The organism is Serratia sp. CY43202 (genome assembly GCF_052168755.1).
GTDB lineage: Bacteria > Pseudomonadota > Gammaproteobacteria > Enterobacterales > Enterobacteriaceae > Serratia > Serratia bockelmannii.
The window spans coordinates 254344-272523 of the sequence record NZ_JBJNMB010000005.1 but is presented as its reverse complement, the minus strand read 5'-3'; the positions used below and the strand labels follow the sequence as shown (position 1 = coordinate 272523).

The 18180-nt window shown below is 60.0% G+C and carries 18 protein-coding genes; 6 read left to right on the top strand and 12 right to left on the bottom strand.

What is annotated here, in order from left to right:
- Positions 1-38 precede the first annotated feature (38 nt).
- The 5 genes from ACJ8J5_RS12680 to ACJ8J5_RS12660 form a co-directional block, all read right to left on the bottom strand.
- Positions 39-1481 (bottom strand): glycoside hydrolase family 32 protein, encoded by a 1443-nt coding sequence (locus tag ACJ8J5_RS12680; protein ID WP_414104681.1) that lies wholly within the window; start codon positions 1479-1481, stop codon positions 39-41.
- Entirely contained in the window at positions 1478-2737 is a 1260-nt protein-coding gene (locus ACJ8J5_RS12675; protein ID WP_414104680.1) for an MFS transporter, read from the bottom strand. The genes ACJ8J5_RS12680 and ACJ8J5_RS12675 overlap by 4 nt, the downstream gene beginning before the upstream one ends.
- A gap of 168 nt (positions 2738-2905) precedes the next feature.
- Positions 2906-4210, bottom strand: a complete 1305-nt coding sequence (locus ACJ8J5_RS12670) for an MFS transporter (RefSeq protein ID WP_414104679.1) — start codon at positions 4208-4210, stop codon at positions 2906-2908.
- A gap of 90 nt (positions 4211-4300) precedes the next feature.
- Positions 4301-4687, bottom strand: a complete 387-nt coding sequence (locus tag ACJ8J5_RS12665) for a GFA family protein (RefSeq protein WP_049209154.1) — start codon at positions 4685-4687, stop codon at positions 4301-4303.
- Between the two features lie 82 nt (positions 4688-4769).
- Positions 4770-5468: a DAPG hydrolase family protein gene (locus ACJ8J5_RS12660; RefSeq protein WP_025302572.1), complete on the bottom strand. Its 699-nt coding sequence runs from the start codon at positions 5466-5468 to the stop codon at positions 4770-4772.
- Between the two features lie 93 nt (positions 5469-5561).
- Here ACJ8J5_RS12660 and ACJ8J5_RS12655 point away from each other — a divergent pair, with 93 nt between their 5' ends.
- Positions 5562-6206: a TetR/AcrR family transcriptional regulator gene (locus ACJ8J5_RS12655; RefSeq protein ID WP_049204082.1), complete on the top strand. Its 645-nt coding sequence runs from the start codon at positions 5562-5564 to the stop codon at positions 6204-6206.
- A gap of 56 nt (positions 6207-6262) precedes the next feature.
- On the opposite strand, the gene pckA is transcribed toward ACJ8J5_RS12655, so the two are convergent.
- Entirely contained in the window at positions 6263-7882 is a 1620-nt protein-coding gene (gene pckA, locus ACJ8J5_RS12650; protein ID WP_350428410.1) for a phosphoenolpyruvate carboxykinase (ATP), read from the bottom strand.
- Between the two features lie 431 nt (positions 7883-8313).
- Here pckA and ACJ8J5_RS12645 point away from each other — a divergent pair, with 431 nt between their 5' ends.
- The gene (locus tag ACJ8J5_RS12645; RefSeq protein ID WP_049204063.1) at positions 8314-9657 is read left to right on the top strand and encodes a 2-hydroxycarboxylate transporter family protein; all 1344 of its coding nucleotides are present in this window, start codon (positions 8314-8316) and stop codon (positions 9655-9657) included.
- A gap of 331 nt (positions 9658-9988) precedes the next feature.
- Positions 9989-11407: a serralysin family metalloprotease gene (locus ACJ8J5_RS12640; protein ID WP_193402487.1), complete on the top strand. Its 1419-nt coding sequence runs from the start codon at positions 9989-9991 to the stop codon at positions 11405-11407.
- Between the two features lie 146 nt (positions 11408-11553).
- On the opposite strand, the gene ACJ8J5_RS12635 is transcribed toward ACJ8J5_RS12640, so the two are convergent.
- A complete protein-coding gene (locus ACJ8J5_RS12635) occupies positions 11554-11763 on the bottom strand; it encodes a hypothetical protein (RefSeq protein WP_004931526.1) in 210 nt (69 codons plus the stop codon).
- 159 nt (positions 11764-11922) lie between these two features.
- Here ACJ8J5_RS12635 and ACJ8J5_RS12630 point away from each other — a divergent pair, with 159 nt between their 5' ends.
- Entirely contained in the window at positions 11923-12075 is a 153-nt protein-coding gene (locus ACJ8J5_RS12630) for a hypothetical protein (RefSeq protein ID WP_173888701.1), read from the top strand.
- A 38-nt stretch (positions 12076-12113) separates the two neighbouring features.
- Here ACJ8J5_RS12630 and yniD read toward each other — a convergent pair whose 3' ends face one another.
- Positions 12114-12206 carry a small membrane protein YniD gene (gene yniD, locus ACJ8J5_RS12625; protein WP_016928013.1) on the bottom strand — a complete coding sequence of 31 codons (93 nt, stop codon included), beginning with the start codon at positions 12204-12206 and terminating at the stop codon, positions 12114-12116.
- A gap of 338 nt (positions 12207-12544) precedes the next feature.
- On the opposite strand from yniD, the gene ACJ8J5_RS12620 reads away from it, so the two are divergent.
- Both ACJ8J5_RS12620 and ACJ8J5_RS12615 read left to right on the top strand, forming a co-directional pair.
- A complete protein-coding gene (locus tag ACJ8J5_RS12620; RefSeq protein ID WP_004931522.1) occupies positions 12545-12937 on the top strand; it encodes an ASCH domain-containing protein in 393 nt (130 codons plus the stop codon).
- 4 nt (positions 12938-12941) lie between these two features.
- Positions 12942-13541: a C39 family peptidase gene (locus tag ACJ8J5_RS12615; RefSeq protein ID WP_025302577.1), complete on the top strand. Its 600-nt coding sequence runs from the start codon at positions 12942-12944 to the stop codon at positions 13539-13541.
- A gap of 55 nt (positions 13542-13596) precedes the next feature.
- On the opposite strand, the gene ACJ8J5_RS12610 is transcribed toward ACJ8J5_RS12615, so the two are convergent.
- From ACJ8J5_RS12610 to ACJ8J5_RS12595, 4 genes are all read right to left on the bottom strand, one after another.
- Positions 13597-13836, bottom strand: a complete 240-nt coding sequence (locus ACJ8J5_RS12610; RefSeq protein WP_025302578.1) for a DUF1480 family protein — start codon at positions 13834-13836, stop codon at positions 13597-13599.
- A 135-nt stretch (positions 13837-13971) separates the two neighbouring features.
- Positions 13972-14904: a Csu type fimbrial protein gene (locus ACJ8J5_RS12605; RefSeq protein ID WP_025302579.1), complete on the bottom strand. Its 933-nt coding sequence runs from the start codon at positions 14902-14904 to the stop codon at positions 13972-13974.
- Between the two features lie 20 nt (positions 14905-14924).
- A complete protein-coding gene (locus ACJ8J5_RS12600) occupies positions 14925-17345 on the bottom strand; it encodes a fimbria/pilus outer membrane usher protein (RefSeq protein WP_227255594.1) in 2421 nt (806 codons plus the stop codon).
- 67 nt (positions 17346-17412) lie between these two features.
- Positions 17413-18177 carry a fimbrial biogenesis chaperone gene (locus ACJ8J5_RS12595; RefSeq protein ID WP_060432932.1) on the bottom strand — a complete coding sequence of 255 codons (765 nt, stop codon included), beginning with the start codon at positions 18175-18177 and terminating at the stop codon, positions 17413-17415.
- Positions 18178-18180 lie beyond the last annotated feature (3 nt).

The window sequence follows — 18180 nt, the reverse complement described above, 5'->3', positions numbered from 1 at the left end:
CACCGGGCGCGTTGCTGCGCGCCCGGTGCTCATTCCCATTACTTCCAGATGCTTGCCAACTGCCATCCCGTGGTGGGCTCGAACAGCGCCCGGCCGCCTTCGGCGAACAGGCGGAGACGGCGATCGCCCGCCGTCGGATAGATGCGGCTGGTCAGGCAGGCCTGTCCCTGATTAACGAAGATCTCCAGCGATGAGCGGTCAATAAAGATCCGCAGCGACAGGATGTCACCCCCCGGCAGCGGCACACTGCGGCAGGTGCACAGGGCGCGGTTTTCATGAAAACGTTCCAGCACCAGCCGGTGCGCCTGATTGTCGACGAACAGCCGCGCCGCACTCCCAATGGCCAGCCCGTACCGCTCAGCGTCGCTGTCGGCCGGTCTCAATGTCAGGATGAGCTCCTGCATATCGTTCGCCAGCGGCAGATGCTGATTGGTCAGCGTCTGCGCCAAAAACGTGTGTGACTCTCGGCGCAGCGCCGTCAGTTCACGCGCCGGGCTCATGCGGACGCTGCCGTCGGCGGCCAGCGTCAGTTCGCGCGGCAGCGTGAGGGCGCCGGCCCAGCGGTGCGCTTTGCTGGGCATCGGTGATTCCCACATATCCATCCAGGCAAACAGCAGCCGACGGCCGTCGGCGGCGGTGAAGGTCTGCGGCGCATAGAAATCGTGGCCGGCATCCAGCTCGCAGAAGGGCTGGGTCACCGTAAAGTCGCTATCAGGCCGCCAGTGGCCAAGCAGATAGCCGCTCTGGAAGCGATTGCGGTAGCGGTAGCCCTGCGCCACCAGCCCTTGCGGCGAGAACAGCAACAGGTGTTGTTCCCCCAGCGGGAAGAAATCCGGGCATTCCCACATATAGCCCTGATGCGCCGTTTGCGCGCCGGCCAGCACCCGATCGAAGCGCCAGGCGCGCAGGTCGGCAGAGCGGTACAGGCGCACCTGGCCCAGGCCGTTTTCTTTGGCGCCGACCACCAGCCACCATTCGCCGTTTTCGCGCCAGACTTTCGGATCGCGAAAATGCTGAATGCCGTCCGGCGGGGCCAGTACCGGCCCGTGTTTGATGAAGCATATGCCGTCTTCGCTAGTGGCCAGACATTGCACTTCCCGCACCTGGCTGTCGTCACCGGGTTCACCCAGCCACACGTGGCCGGTGTAAATCAGCGTCAGCACACCGTTGTCATCTACGGCGCAGCCGGAAAAGCAACCGTCTTTGTCATAGGGCGCATCGGGTGCCAGGGCGATGGGCTGATGCTGCCAGCGTATCAGGTCGCGGCTGGTCGCGTGCCCCCAGTGCATGGGGCCCCAGTGTTCGCTATAGGGGTGATGCTGGAAGAAGGCATGATAGACGCCGTCAATACAGATCAGGCCGTTGGGATCGTTGATCCAGCCGGCGGGCGGCGCGAGATGGAACTGCGGGTAGTAATCGTCTCGGCGCTCTGCACGCAGGGCTTCGACCGCATGGTCGGCTTGAGCTAAGGCAGTGTTCATTGGACAGACTCACTTGATTTAATGGCGGATTGAAAGGGGGCTACGCTGGCGGAACGTTCGCCGCGCAGCAGGAAACAGGAGACAAGCGTCGTGGCGGCGACCGCGCAGCCCATCAGCAGATAGGTGTCGGCAAAGCCGATGCGGTCATAACCGTAGCCCGCCAGCGGCGACAGGAAGCTGGCCATCACCTGGGTGATGAACTGGAAGCCTACCAGGTACAGTGTGGAGGAGAGTCGGCTGTCAAAGCGGCTCGAGATGTATTTGAAGATAGCGATCAGCAGGATTGGCAATTCTACGGCGTGCAGCAGTTTCATGGCGGAGATCATCAGGGCGCCGCTGACTAAGCCGGAACCGAACATGCGCAGCGCCATCACGCCACCGGCCAGCAACAGCCCCTGTTTGGCGCCGATGCGGTTCACCAGCAGCGGCGCCAGGAACATGCCGCCGGCCTCGAGGAAGACCTGCAGCGAGTTGAGAAAACCGTACATCTCGTTGCCCTGTGCGCGAGAAACGAACTGTGAAGCGAAGTAGACCGAAAATTGCTGATCGAAAACGTTGTATACGCTGATCCCCAGCACAAACACCACCAGTGCCCAGAAGCCGGGCATGCGCAGCAGCGCCAGCGCGTCCTGCAGCCGCAGGTTTTCCGGTTTGCCGAACGCCAGGCCGGCCATGGCGTTCGGCTTCAGCTCGCGTACCTGGCTGAGCAGCACCAGGAACACCACGGCGGCGGCGGAGGCCAGCCAGAAATTGATGTTCGGATTGATATTGAAGATAAAACCGGCCACAAAGGTGGCGCTGGCCCAGCCGAGTGAGCCCCACATGCGGGCGCGGCCGAATTCGAAACCGCTGATGCGGCTGACCCGCTCGGTATAAGATTCCAGCGCGCCGATACCGGCGAAGAAGGTTGCGCCGATGAACACCCCGCCGACCAAAGCGCCGAGCGGCAGGCTGCTCGCCAGCAGCGGGGCGTAAACGTAGATAAAGAACGGGCCGGTCAGCAGCAGCATCACGCCAAGAAACTGCAGCAGGTGTTTGCGCAGCCCAAGTTTATCCTGAATAAACCCGTACAGCGGCTGGGCGCACAGCGCCACCAACGAGATAGCGGAGAAGATCAGGCCGGTCTCGGCGCCTTTCAGGCCGATCTTCTGATTCAGCCACAGCGAGATCAGCGAAAAGCTGGAAGACCAGGTGAAGAAAAAGAAGAACAGCAGGCCGCTGAGCAGCACGTAATATTTTTTAGTTTCGCGGTTCATGGGTAGGGCCCCGGTGAGTGAAGTTAGCTCTATTGTTAACGTTAACTCGCGAAGGGATGAAGCGGCCAGATATCACGCATGAGATGTTAATCACAAAAGTTAACGTTAACATTTGTGCCTTGTGATCGAGGTCACGAGTTGGCAAGGGGGCGATGTGCTCCCGGAGGATTAACGTTCGTTAAGCGAGCGCAGATGATCGTCGCGGCGCAGTGTCATCAGCGCAAACAGGCTGACCACCGAGGTGGCGACCACGTAGTAGGCGGGAATGTCGATATTACCGGTCTGTTTGATGAGGCCGGTGATAATCAGCCCGGCCGAGCCGGAAAACACCGCATTGGACAGCGAGTAAGCCAGCCCCAAACCGGTATAGCGCACCCGGGTCGGGAACATCTCCGCCAGCATCGCCGGGCCGGGGCCGGCCAGCAGGCCGACTACGGCGCCGGCGACCATCACTGCCAGCCCTTTGACCCACAGTGAACTCTGCGCATCCTGCAACAGGTGCAGCAGCGGGAAGGTGAACAGGATCACCGCCGCCACCGCCGTCAGCATCACCGTTTTACGCCCCAGTTTGTCGCTGATGATGCCCGCCGGCAGAATGGTCAGGGCGAAGCCGACGTTGGCCAGCACCGTCGCCACCAGCGCCTGCTGGAAAGTGGCGTGCAACGAGGTTTGCAAATAGGAAGGCATCACCACCAGGAAGGTGTAGCCGGCGGCCGACCAGCCCATCATGCGGCCGATGCCGATCAATATGGTTTTCGCCACGCCGCCCAAGCTCGCTTCCGGCGGTGCGGCGCTGTGTTCCGCGGCCTGTTGCGCCTGGGTAAACGTGGGCGTCTCTTCGAGCTTGAGCCGCAGCCATAGCGCCACAGCGCCCATCGGCAGCGCCAGAAGGAAGGGAATGCGCCAGCCCCAGTCATGCAGCTGCTGCACGCTGAGCAGCGCGGCCAGCAGCGCCACCAGCCCAGCGCCGGCCAGCAGGCCGAGCGCGACGGTCAACGATTGCCAAGCGCCGAACAGCCCGCGTTTGCCCTTCGGGGCGAATTCGGTCATCAGTGATACGGCGCCGCCGAATTCGCCGCCGGCGAACAGCCCCTGAAACATGCGCAGCAGCGTCAGCAGCAGCGGGGCGGCGACGCCGATCGAGGCATAGGTCGGCATGACGCCGATCAGTGCGGTGGCCAGCGTCATCAACAACAGAACCGCAATCAGCGTCGGGCGACGGCCGATGAGATCGCCGATGCGGCCGAAGATCACCGCGCCGATCGGCCGGCAGAAAAACGCCAGCGCGAAGGCGGCGTAGGTGAGGATCAGGCTGGTGACTTCATTTTCTCCCTGTAGCGTGAAAAAATTGGCGGCGATGACGGTAGCCAGGAACCCGTACACCCCGAACTCATACCATTCGATAAAGTTGCCAACCGAGCCGGCCAGCAACGCCTGACGCGACCGGCGCGCGTCGAGAGTCTGTTGATTCATCCCCGTTCCCATACATTTGAATTATTGTTCGTCAGTTCTAAATTTATACGACAAAACAATCAATTGATTTCAGCGGGAACTGTGAGGTGCTCAGCGCATGCCGTCGATATGCCACCATTCGGGGCAAACATCGGCGAACGCGTGCGAGGCCGGGCGCAGCTCCGGCAGATCGGCCCGATCGAAGCTGCCGGTGCTCAACGCCACCGTCGGCTCGTCGTCGATCGCTCCCAGCGTGCTGCCGCAGCGCGGGCAAAAGGCGCGGCTGGAATAGGGGGAAGAGCGGTAGAGCGTGGGCATGCCGCCCGGGCCGTTCCACTCGACGGCCTGACGCGGAAATTCGACCCAGCAGAGCGTCGGTGCACCGGAGTGGCGCCGGCAAAATTCGCAGGAACAGCTGTGTGGGTTACCGGGCAGGCCGTGCACCTGAAAGCGAATATGTCCGCACAGGCAGCCGCCGCTATAGCCTGGATTTTCCATGAGTTCTCCGTCATAAACGCGGGAATGGCGATGAAAATCACTATAGCGGCATCGCGAAAAAATAACAGGCCCCGCCGGTGGCTTACCAGAGTAACGGCGCCGGCTCGCGGCCGTTTTCGGCGTAGTACAGCGACGGCAGGAACTGTGCCAGATAGCTGAACTCGTTGTAGCAGTGGCGCATCAGGTTAAACCCGATGTCGTCCGAGAGTTCGTCGTGGGCGTTGGCGCAGGCTTTACCCAGCAGGAAACGGCTGCGCAGCACGCACCCGTACGGCGTATCGCGCGCCAGATGCAGCATCTCGCCGTCGCAGGGATCGCCGTTGTCATCCAACGCCACCTGATCGCCGAAGCCGATGCGCGCGCACACGGCGGCGGAGAGCGCCTGCGCATCACGCGCCTGGCGCAGCGGCTGCGGCGCGAAGAAGTCCTCGGCGGCGTGAAACTTGAGGCGTGCCGCGACCGGCGGCAGTTCCGCCAGCCATTCGACCGCTTCGATGCTGGCGCCGACGTAGCTTTCCCCTTTTTTCCAATGGCGATCCCAGCCGCGATGTTCGACGTGATCGTGCGGGTGCCACCAGTTGATGTGCTGCGTGTTCTCAAAGAAGGTGAACCACCAATCCAGCATGCGCCCCTTGCAGCCGTGCAGATCGGTACGGACCGCGACGGTAAGCAGGCCGTCGGCGCTGCGGCTCAGCCCCATCTCCAGCCGCAGTGGTTCAGGCTTGAGCAACTCGTTGATATCGTTAACGCCCCAGGGCGCCAGCAGGGAAGGATGTGTCATAATGGGTTCCTGTTTTATTTTGGAAACGAATTGTGTTTCCAAAATAAAACTATGCCGGTATGCTGAGTCTGTCAATGCTTGTGAGGAATAAATATGGCGAACCCGAATGAAGAACCGCCGCGCGCTCGCGGCCGGCCGGCCACGCCGGAAACGGCGCTGCGCGCCGCGCTGGCGCAAGCGACGCTGGCGTTGCTGCTCGACGGCGGCTATGCCGCAGCAACGGTGGACGCGGTGGCGAAACGCGCCGGGGTGGCTAAAAAAACCCTGTATCGCTTTGCGGCCAATCGCGACGAACTGGTCGCGCAGGCGGTGAGCGGCTGGACCGAGGCGTTTCAGCCGGCCTTCGCCCAGGATGCCGGGCGGTGGGAGGCGGTGGCGCCGCTGTTGGAAAAGGGGCTGAAGGCCATCGCGCAGCAGGTATTGAGCGCCGAGGCGGTAGGGATGTTTCGGCTGCTGCAAAGCGAGTTTCCGGGGCGCGAGGCGCTGCTGGACAGCTATCAGCGCAACGGCATTCAGCGCGGCCGGGCTACGGTGGCGGACTGGCTGCAGCGCCAGCAGCAGTGCGGCTGGCTGCGTGCGCGCGACTGGGCGCAAACCAGCGACCTGCTGTTGGCGATGACCATCGCCGAACCGCTACGGCAGATGACGCTGGGACTGTTGCCGCCGGGCAGCGCGATCGACGAGCGCATCGCGGCGGCGGTGGCGCTGGTGATGCCGGGTTTGCTGGCGGAAGCGTGAATACAAAAAAGGGCCGACGAATCGGCCCTTGAACAACAGGATGCAAAACGTCTGCGTTACAGCTTCGGCCCAGCGTTCACCAGCTTTTCGCCCGCCGGGGTGACGGTATATTTGGCGAAGTTATCGATAAAGCGCTGCGCCAGATCCTGCGCTTTCTCCTGCCACAGCGATTCGTCGGCGTAGGTTTTGCGCGGATCGAGGATCGACGGATCGACGCCCGGCAGCGCTGTCGGCACTGCCAGCCCGAAGATCGGCAGCGTGAAGGTGTCGGCCTGTTCAATGTCGCCATTCAAAATGGCGTCGATGATGCCGCGCGTATCTTTGATCGAGATACGCTTGCCGCTGCCGTTCCAGCCGGTGTTGACCAGGTAAGCCTGGGCGCCGGCGGCCTCCATGCGTTTCACCAGCACTTCGGCGTACTGCGTCGGGTGCAGCGTCAGGAAAGCGGCGCCGAAGCAGGCGGAGAAGGTCGGCGTCGGGGCGGTGATGCCGCGCTCGGTGCCGGCCAGCTTGGCGGTGAAGCCGGACAGGAAGTGGTACTGGGTTTGCTCAGGCGTCAGGCGCGATACCGGCGGCAGTACGCCGAAGGCGTCGGCGGTCAGGAAGATGATCTTGCGCGCATGGCCGGCTTTGGACACCGGTTTGACGATGTTCTCGATATGATAAATCGGATAGGAGACGCGGGTGTTCTCGGTTTTGCTGGCGTCGTCGAAGTCGATGCTGCCGTCGGCCCGCACGGTGACGTTTTCCAGCAGCGCATCGCGGCGGATCGCCTGATAGATTTCCGGCTCCGCCTGCGGCGACAGCTTGATGGTCTTGGCGTAGCAGCCGCCTTCGAAGTTGAACACGCCGTCGTCGTCCCAGCCGTGCTCGTCATCGCCGATAAGCTGGCGTTTCGGATCGGTGGAAAGGGTGGTCTTGCCGGTACCGGACAGGCCGAAGAACACCGCCACGTCGCCTTTCTCGCCCACGTTGGCCGAGCAGTGCATCGAGGCGATGCCCTTCAGCGGCAGCAGGTAGTTCATGATCGAGAACAGGCCTTTTTTCATTTCGCCGCCGTACCAGGTGCCGCCGATCAGCTGCATGCGTTCCGTCAGGTTGAAGGCGACGAAGTTCTCCGAATGCAGCCCTTGCTGCTGCCAGTCCGGGTTGGTGCATTTGGCGCCGTTCATTACCACGAAGTCCGGCTCGAAGTCCGCCAGTTCGGCGTCGCTTGGGCGGATAAACATGTTTTTCACGAAGTGCGCCTGCCAGGCCACCTCGGTAATGAAGCGCACTCTCAGGCGCGTGTCGGCGTTGGCGCCGCAGAACGCGTCCACCACGAACAAACGCTTGCCGGAGAGCTGGTTGCCCACCAGCGTCTTCAGATGCTGCCAGACTTCCGGCGAGAGCGGCTGGTTGTCGTTCTTGCCGGTGCCGTTGTCCGACCACCAGACGGTATCGCGCGTGGTGTCGTCGCGCACGATGTATTTGTCCTTCGGCGAACGGCCGGTGAACTCACCGGTCGCGACGTTGACCGCACCCAGTTGGGTGAGGGTGCCGCGTTCCAGCGGCGGCAGGTCGGCGCGGGTTTCTTCGGCGAACAGCAATTCATAGCTAGGGTTATAGACGATATCGGCGGCCTGATGGATGCCGTAGCGAGCGAGAGTTTGTGGGGTAACAGCGCGTGAAGACATATTCTACTTCCTTATGAGTCATATTATGCCTCTTTCCCGAGCGGTGCCGCGCGCAGGATTAAGGTTCGGATCAAGCTGACCGGATTCAGCTACTGCGTTTCCGGTTCTTTATTAATAAATCAGGGGGCTTTTTCGCCCTCCTATAGCATAGCAGCGAATTTAAACCTGCTTACTTTAATTACAAAATGCTGACGATAATTAATTAAAACCAACCTTGGCGGAGGGTCACAATATTGAATTCCGTCGGTGTAATTTAGTTTTGCATTTTTATTTTTTATCATATCTTCAGGGCTGTCTACTGTTTTATTTCTTATTAGAAAAAGCGAAATCCACAATAGGATTTTTCGTAATCATTTGTTTTTGCTTGGCAATGGCGGGATGTTGCGCCAGGTGAATCTAACCGTACTGTACGCTTGTCAGCAGGGTGAATAATGAAACAGATAAATGCAGAACTGGCCTGTGATAAAAATACGGCATCGTCCGAATCCTCAGGATTAATTAATCAACTTCGTCAAATAGATATCGGCGCGGTACCGATCGCGTTGTTTATCACGATTTGCGCCATCGTGGCGATTTCCGCCTATGCCAACTTCCTGCCGAAAAATATGATCGGCGGCCTGGCAGTGATAATGACGCTGGGCTTTGCGCTGGCTCAGTTGGGAAAAAGCATTCCCGTGCTGCGCGATATCGGCGGGCCGGCCATTCTGTGTTTGATGGTGCCTTCGGTGCTGGTCTATTTCAATGTCTTCCAGCCCAACGTTATGGGCACCGTCCATCTGCTGATGAAAGACGCCAACCTGCTTTATTTCGTCATCGCCAGTCTGGTGGTCGGCAGCATTCTCGGCATGAACCGGGTGATCCTGATCCAGGGGATGATTCGCATGTTCGTGCCGCTGGTGGTGGGTACGATCACGGCGGTGATCACCGGGCTGCTGGTGGGCAAGCTGTTCGGCTTTACCTTCTATCACACCTTCTTCTTCATCATCGTGCCAATCATCGGTGGCGGCATCGGCGAGGGGATTTTACCGCTGTCGCTGGCCTATTCGGCGATCCTGGGCTCGACGCCGGACGTCTACGTCGCGCAGCTGGCGCCGGCGGCGGTGCTGGGTAACATCTTCGCCATCGTGACCGCCGGGGTGTTGGCGCGTATCGGCATGCAGCGCAAGACGCTGAGCGGCGACGGCATGCTGATCCGTTCGGCGCAGGAGAACGCGATGTTCGCCATCAAGGAGCAAAGCGGCAACGTCGATTTCCAACTGATGGGCGGCGGGCTGCTGGTGATCTGCGCCTTCTTTATCGTCGGCGGCCTGTTCGAACACATCGTGCATATTCCCGGCCCGGTGCTGATGATCCTGTTCGCGGTGCTGTGCAAGTACTGCCGGGTGATCCCGGCCTCGATGGAAACCGGCGCGCACAGTTTCTACAAGTTCGTCTCCACGGCGCTGGTGTGGCCGCTGATGATCGGTCTGGGCATGCTGTACGTGCCGCTGGAAAGCGTGGTGGCAGTGTTCTCGGTCGGTTATGTGGTGGTCTGCGGCTCGGTGGTGCTGTCGATGGGGCTGGTCAGTTTCCTGATTGCGCCTTACCTGAAGATGTTCCCGGTGGAGGCGGCAATCGTCACCTGTTGTCACAGTGGCCTGGGCGGCACCGGCGATGTGGCGATCCTGTCGGCGTCGAACCGTATGGGGCTGATGCCATTCGCCCAAATCGCCACGCGCATTGGCGGCGCTTCCACGGTCATTGGCGCGACGCTGTTGCTCGGTTGGTTAGTCTGAGTCCAGAGTTTCTTATGGATAACCGGGGTTGGATTGCCCCGGTTTTTTTATGCTTTTTTCCGCTCATCGTGATAATGCTGATGATTATCTTGAAAATCATTCGTATGGCGCAAATGCATAGTCGGACTTTATCTGAGAAAATTCTGTACTCGACGAAAATGTGTCTATTCTTTTCTCTTAAGGGATTATCGTTCTCATTCAGAGTGCCGAGGGAAGGCGCCACCGCATTACCGATATCCCCGTATTGATTCAACACCGGGCCGCTGCCGTTCAGGCAATCCGCCAGTTGGGGCATCCCCCCGATTGAATTGACGAATATGGAGATAAGGTTATGTCATCAAGCAATGCTTCCGTTAAGGCCGAAGGCGTATTAGCCCTGTTGGGCGCTTATAAACCCGATGAAGACGACACCATTACCGTGCTTCATCCGTCGAAAACGTTCGAAAACGCCGGCCTGGAGCTGGTGCGCGGCGATCGCAGTTGGCACGACAAGGGCGTGACCGACACGCCGGTCTCTCTGACCTACAGCTTCTGGGAAAAGGCGCCGGGCAACATGTCGAGCATGGGCATCAGCGGCTTCAGCAGCTTTAACGCCGAACAGCGCGAGCAGGCTAAACTGTCGCTGCAGTCATGGTCAGACGTGGCTAACATCACCTTCACCGAAACCAGCAACACCGCCGCTGCCAACATCAAATTCGGCCTGTTCGACTACAGCTCGCGCGGCTCCTATGCCTTTGCGTATAACCCGGACACCTCGCCTTCGGTCGCCGGGCAAACCTGGTATAACGCCAAGAACCATACCTTCGTCAACAACCAGATCCATGAGAACGAGTACGGTCGCCAGACCTTCACCCATGAAATCGGCCATGCGCTGGGGTTGCAGCACCCGGGCGACTATAACGCCGCGCCGGGCGTCAGCATCACCTACGCTAAAGACGCGACCTACTTTGAGGACAGCCGCGCGCACAGCCTGATGAGCTATTTCAGCGAAAGTAACACCGGGCAGGACTTTAAAGGCGCGTACTCTTCCGGGCCGTTGCTCAACGACATCACGGCGATCCAGCATTTCTACGGTGCCAACATGGACACCCGCACCGGCGATACGGTTTACGGATTCAATTCCAACACCGATCGCGACTTCCTCACCGCCACCGGCGCGCAGGACAAGATAATTTTCACCGCTTGGGATGCCGGCGGCAACGACACCTTCGACTTCTCCGGCTTCGGTCAAAATCAGCGCATCAACCTGAATGAAAAGGCGTTCTCGGACGTTGGTGGCCTGAAAGGCAATGTGTCTATCGCCGCAGGCGTGACGATTGAAAATGCCATCGGCGGGTCGGGTAACGATGTGCTGGTCGGGAACGCCGCCGATAACGTGCTCAAGGGCGGCGCGGGCGATGACGTGCTGTACGGCGGCAAAGGGGCGGATCAGCTGTGGGGCGGTGCCGGCAAGGACACCTTCGTCTACTTTGCGGCGGATGAGTCGACGGCGGCGGCGCCGGATTGGATCCGCGACTTCGTGCGCGGCGAGGACAAGATCGATCTGACGTTGTTCAACACCGGCAGCGCCGACGGCATCCGCTTCGTCGATCAGTTCAGCGGCAAGGCGGGCGAGGCGAAGCTGAGCTACGATGAGCAAAATCACGTCAGCGATGTGGCGATCAACCTGGGCGGCGCCTTTGACGGCAACGACTTCCTGGTGAAAGTGGTGGGGCAGCCGCTGGATGCCGGCGATTTCGTGTTGGCGTAATGCAGGCAACAAAAATAGGGCGTTTTGGGCAAAAACCCGACAATTCCTATTAATTACGTCATATTAGCGTGACATAGTAGCGCGCAGAAGGCCGGGCTTGCATACCTCGGGCTTCTGTCGAATCGCCAACCTTTTCGGTTGGCGATTCATTTTCCGCCTTTCAGCATGTTGATGGCGGCGCCGAGTAGGATGCGCCGTTCGATATCGTTGCTGTCCGCCAACTGCCGCGCCAGATGTTTTTCCAGCGTTTCCACCGACAGCGCTTCACCGCGATGGCGCAGCTGCATCACGCCGTCGCCGATCAGGCGTGCGACCTCATCCCATACGGGTTTAATCTCCTGTTCCGAGAACGTCATGGTCTACACCTCGGTGGGTTGATTTTTGCCCAATGTAACAGCTGAACTGCGGCTTCGCTACCCGCCGCCTAAAACAGGAAGCATAAAAAACAAGCCATCAGTATTTCTTCTGGTTTTTACGCTCAATACTGACGGTGTCGAAAAGCAGGAGAAAACATCATGAACTGGGTCGAAACCTTGGCGGAGTACTACCGCCTGAGCCGCACGGGTGAAACGCAGCATTGGCTGTGTCGCCGCTGGTTGCTTCAGGGGGAGGCGCGTTTGGCCTATTTGCAGGAGTTGCTGGAGCCGACCGCGCCACTGCGGCGATGAACAGGGCGCCGGCGTTCGGCCGGTGTCGTCTCGCGGCATTAACCGAAGGCGATCGCCGCCCAACGCAACAGCAGCAACGCCAGGCAGATCAGCAGCAGCACCACGACCATTTTACTGAGCTTGTTGCCCATGCGTTTTGTTGCCACGTTGCGCCCCTTTTAGCTGAAATACCACCCGCCGGCGAGGGTGATGAGGACAAGCGTCACTAACGCGACGCCGTTGAGTAAATCGCTGAAGGTATCGTCAGCATCGATGTCATTTTGCTGCATGTTACCGCCTGGCGGTCGCCATTGGGTGAATAATGTTCACAGTATGCGCCCGGCAGCGCGGCAGGCACAGCGAAGAAAGGTAAAAACGCGTAAAAGTGGCGCTGGCAAAACGCGCAGTCGCGCTTGCGACGGATGCAGACGGCCGGCAATACGTTGTACTATCCTGTCTGCATTGATGCATTTTTCCTAAAGGTATAATCATGGCGACGGCAATTCCACAGAAATACGAGCACCTTGAGCGCTGGGCGTTCGGCGATACCGAGCAGCAGGCCGATGAAGTCGTGCAATTGATCCTCAATGGCACCAAAACGGCCACCTGTTCTAACCTGGACGGCGAAGGGATCCCACAGGCCGGCGATCTGTTCCTGGTGGTGGACGGCAAGGGTGAGCCGGTTTGCGCAGTCGAGTTGACCGCGGTGGAAATGAAAACTTACGATCAGGTTGATGAAGCGCACGCCTTTGCCGAAGGCGAGGGCGATCGCTCGCTGGCGCACTGGCGCAAAGAGCTGCAGCGCTTCTTCGAAGAGTATGACCTGTTCTCGCCGGACATGACGCTGGTGCTGATGAATTTCAAAGTCGTCGACAAATTTTAATCTTATGCGCGCCGTTCCCTACGAGTGCCAGTGGGCGAGCCCGGAGCTGGCCGCCGATCTGATCGCCGGCCGCGCGACGCTGGCGCAAGACGAAAATTGGGCGCGCAGCGGCGCCCGCGATCGGGCAGAGTACGTCGAGTGGGCCAACCACGTGTGCGGCATGGCCTGCCTGAAAATGGTGCTGGGCCACCGCGACGGCGAAGCGCCGCCGCTGCTGGAGCTGGCGCGCCGCAGCCTGCCCTACGGCGCCTATGTACGCGAAGGTGAGCGGATAAAGGGGCTGATTTATGCGCCGTTCGTCGAGTATGTGCGCGAGCAGTTCGCGCTGCAAGCGGAGGTGAAGGTGGGGCTAGAGGCCGCCGAGGTGCCGGCGCTGCTTCATGAATGCCGCTACTTTATCGCCTCGGTGCATCCCTCCATTCGCCGGCCGGAGAGTACGCCGCCGCAGCGGGGCGGGCATCTGGTGCTGATCACCGCCGCCGATGCGCAAAGCGTGATCTTCCACAATCCTTCGGGCGACAGCCCGGCGACGCGCGAGCGGGTGCACCTGCCGCTCAGCCGCTTCGCCCCTTTCTTTGCCGGCCGCGGCATCGCCATCGCATAAAAAAACGCGCTGTTTCCGATGAAAACAGCGCGTCGTCAGCAGTTCTGATGCATTTTCATGCCAGCCGCATCACCCAGGCGTCCGCTTGCCGATCGTAGTGTTGCTTGTACAGCAGCGACTGTTTGCCGTCGAGGATGGCCGGGATGCTGGTATGTTCATCCCAGCCGTCCAGCTGCATGCACAGATCCGGATCGGACTTGCAGGGAATGCTCAGGGTGCCGGTGCGGTCGGCGCCGGCGTGAAGATGCGCGTCATCGACCTCGAAGCTGCCAATTTTTACGACGGTTTTGCTCATGGGAACTCCTTGCTCAATGGTGTGGTAGGAGGTTAGACCAGTTCGGCCATTGGTAAGAGCATAGCCAAATGAGCAAAAAATGCCACATAAAAATTACATTTTGGAAACAATTTCCACGCCGGCAAAACACAACGCCTAGTACTCCACCACAAAACTGAGCGTGTCCTGATAGCTGCCGACCGCCACTTCCGTCTGCGCCGCATTGACCGCCGCCTTATACGGGATGCTTTGCGCCAGGCCGGTGCCGGCGCCGCTCTGTTTGTTGGTGCTATCCCAAACGGTCGTCGTATTAGGCAAGTAAATCTGGTACTGCATGAAATTGCTGGTACCGCTTTTCATGCGTCGCCAACCGGAGACCGGGTTATTGCCGTTGGTGAAATAGGTGTTGTATCCCTCGGTTTTGGTGCAGGTCAGGGTGATGCTCTGATTGACAGGATTGAACTGCCCGACCAACGCCATGCTGCCGAAGTTGACGTTGGGCGCGGTGCCGATCAGGCAGTCTTTGGTGATGGTGACGCTGACGCTGACCGTGCTGGGTTTGTCGACGCCGTCCCACCAAACGCACAGGCCGAGCACGCCCAGGCCGCAAATATGGTAATTCCAGATCAGGTTGATGCTGTCGGTATAGGTGCCTGCGCGCACGTTGGCGCCGGCGGTGGTTTTGATATACAGCGGAAAGTTGACGTTGGAGGAAATCAGGATCAGCGACAGCAGGTTTAGCGAGCTGTAGTCGATGGTTTGGCCGATGCTGTAAGGATATTGGTAGTTGGCGTCGGGGTAGATCAGATAAGCGATTTTATCGCCGGAACCGTCGGTGTTGGCAACCGCCATATTGTTGGTGGTGGAGGCGATCTTGACCGTGACGGTGTTTTGCGTGAGCAAATTGAGGCCGAGGCCGGTGCAGTTGAGGCCGGCGGTGCCCTGGGCGTTGATCTGCCCATTGTAGACCACGAAAGAGCTGCTCCCCGGTAAGGTGACGGTGCCGTTGGTGGTGGCGCAGTCGGCGAATGCGCGCTGACAGAGCAGCAGCGAAAGGGTTAACAATAAGGCTTTCAATCCCCGAAACATAGTGACTCTCCGTCGTTGAATTAGCGGCAGACAACCGGGCCGACGCGCTGGATGCCCTGAGGCTTCGCCAGACTGAATTCCGCCTGGCACGGCGGGCCGCCGTCGGCCGGGATCACGCTCAGGCGATTGTGTTGTTGCACCGGGTCGATATAGGTCATGCCATCCCAACCGACATAGCTTTGCTGATGGCCGCCAACCACCGCCACCTGGCTGCCGTTGGCCAGCGGTTTGCCTTGCTCGTCAACCAGTTCGACGTCGGCGGCGGAGATGGGTTGGATGGGGAACTCGACCAGAAAACCGCTGTGATCGCGAATGGCGACGGTTTTTTCCACCGTCGGCAGCGCGACGTCGGCGGGCAGGCTGAGCGGATCAATCTGGAATTTCGCATGGTAGTAAGAGGTGACGGTCGGCACCAGTAAATAGCCCTGGGCATCGGTCTTGCCGATCGGCTGGTTCTCATAGCTCACCGGAATGTCGGCGTATCCTTGCGTGGACACCAGCGCAAAGGCATCGTTGATGGTGTTGGTGGCGTACACGCCGCCGTTCATCGCCACCAGCGAACCGCTGATTTCTCCCCAGTGGTTGGTTTCATCACGGGTACCGTATACGCCCGCTCGGGCTTCGAGCCTGCGGGTGCGCCAGGTCAGATCCGCCTGGCGGTAATCGCCGCCGCTCGGGTTATTGGCGTAGGCCAGATTCCAACCGAAACCGCCATCAGTCGGCGCGGCGCGGCTGTAGCTGACGCGTTCGCTCCAGCGGTTGTTGTTGTCGCGCGCGGCGCTGAAGCTGGCGGTACCCCAACTGTCGAATGGAATGGAGAGCTGCAGTTGGGCACTGTAACCGCTGCTGCCGATTTCCCGGTTCAGCGAGGCGTACAGGCTGCTGTTGCGCCAAAGTGACACACTGTAGGACAGGTTCATCAGGCGAGTTCGTTGGGCGATGGCGTCGCGTACGTCAAAATAACCGGCGCCGAGGCTGCCGAGCCGGCCCAGGCTGACGCTGCCGGTCAATTGATCGGTGCGGCGGCTCAGACGGTAGTCGCTTTTATACACGGAAATGTCGCCAAAATCGGCGCTGCGCAGGATACGTTGCGCGTTGAGGCTGAAGCGTGAGTTGCTGTAGGTGTAGCCAAAACTGCTCTGATCGCCGTGGTTGCCGGTGTAGCGATAGACGGGCTGGGGATCCGGCTGTTGCAACGGCCTGCCGGTCAGCGGGTCATAATACGTGGGGGATTGTATCGGCCGGCCACCGTTAAACGCTTCGTCGCCGGCCTGGCTGACGCTGTAGGACGCGTTGAAAACCCCCCATTGTCCGACGCGAATGTCGGCGCCGCCGCCGCCGACCGCCAATTCGGCTGCGCCTTCGGCGCGTCCTTCCAGGGTTAACCAATCAGTGACGCCGTAACGTAAACTGGCGCTGCCTACCCATTGCCCGTAATCGGCAGAATTCAACCCGTAGTTGCGCCGCAGCAAACCGGTGGAAACGCTGAAATCGCTCATGCCGGTCTGCAGCAGGTTGCTGGCCACGTAGAACGGCACCGTGGTGCTGACCTGACGGCCGAGGGCGTCGGTGGTGACGACCGTGGCCTGACCCGCGCCGTTAATGTAGGGCACGCTGTTGAGGGTAAACGGCCCGGGATTGATGTTGGTGGTGCTGTTTTTATAGCTGTTGATGTATAAATCGACGCTGCTGGGCAATGCCGCCTGGCCGGAAAACTGCGGTAGCGGATAGGTGATAAGATCCGGGCGTACCGCGAAATTGCGCGCCAATTGCAAGCCGCCGATGCGCACGGCGCTGCTCCAGGGGAGCGAGCCGGTGGTTAAGTCACCGGCGATCACACTCAGCATCCGCTGGTCATCGTTGAAGCGCCAGTAGCTGTCGTATCGAATATAGCGGCCGCCATCGTCGTTTGGCCCGCCGTTAAACCCGCTGCGGTAGATGCCGGTGTTGGCGATGACGCCGAAACCGTCGAACAGCCGCTGTTCGCTCCACGCCGACAGGTAGCCTGGTCGGCCATTGCCGTTGCTTTGGCTGGCATAGATGTCGTAGTTAAACAGCAAACCCAGGCTGCTTTGCGCCGGCAAGCGTTGCAGCGGTGAATGGGCGCCGATGGTTTGCTGCGGCAACCAGTCGTTGGGCACGTTGATCAGCAACTGCTGGCTCTCGCCGCTGTAGCTGACATCCACCTTCTCCAGCCGATCGACGGCGATGTCTTTCGCCTGTTTATCCGCTACCGGCAGCCCGGCGTCGAGCAGTTGCTGGGGCGTCATGTAGTAATGGCCGCCGCGGTAGTTGACTGGCACGACGTTGCCGGTTTGGCGCCCGTTGACGACCGGCTCCAGATACAGCGTGGTGTCCGGCATGCTGACGGCACTGGGCGGTGGGGGCAGATCGTCGCCGAACGCAAACGGCAGCCAGCCGCCGGCCGCCATGCTCAGCATGGCAAACGCCAGCGGCTTGAGGTTGAAACGCCGCGTCGATAGCCTCCCTGTCGGCTGCACCTGGGCCTCAATAAGACGGAATGGCTACGGGCTGTTTGTTGTCATTGACCGTGGCCATCAGCTTGCCGCTGCTGAAACCGCCGGCGGGCGGCAAAGCGAAGCGCATCTGTGAACCGGGCAGCACGTATCCCATCAGGCCGGGATTTAGGCTGCGCCCTTGCAGCGTCACTTTCGAGATTCGGGCATGCACTGCGCCTTGATTTCGCACCTCCAACCAGCGTTCGCTGCTTTGCTGCTGTAGACGATAGCTGAGCTGGGGTTGGCTGGCGGTCGCGTAATCGCGCGGTTTTTCGCTGTCCTGTTTGGTCCAAATACCCTTGCCGCTGACGAACAACGGCACCGAGTAGCGCATCTGGAATTTCAGTCCCATCTCCGCACCGCCGGGGGCGGCGTCCTGCGCTTGTTCTTTCACCGGCACTTCATCGACCAAAATGCGATAGGCGCGCTCCTGTCCCGCCGCCGGCGCCGACTGTTTGATCAGGCGTATCAGCTGGCGTTTGCCTGGCGCGATCGACGCCACCGGGGGGCTGGCGATCACATCGCTTTGGTTGCTGTAATCGTCTTTGCCGGCGGTTTGCTTCCAACCCAACACGCGAATTTGCATATAGACCGGTTTGCTGTCGCGATTTTCCAGCCACAGCGCGGTAGCCTGCTGTTGATCTTCAATCACCGGATCGATCGGCCAAATGAGAATGGAAGCCGCGGCCAGGGCGTGCTGTTGGCTTGCCAGGAGCAAGGCTGCCGTTAACGGCAGACGGAAGGGTATGCGCATAAC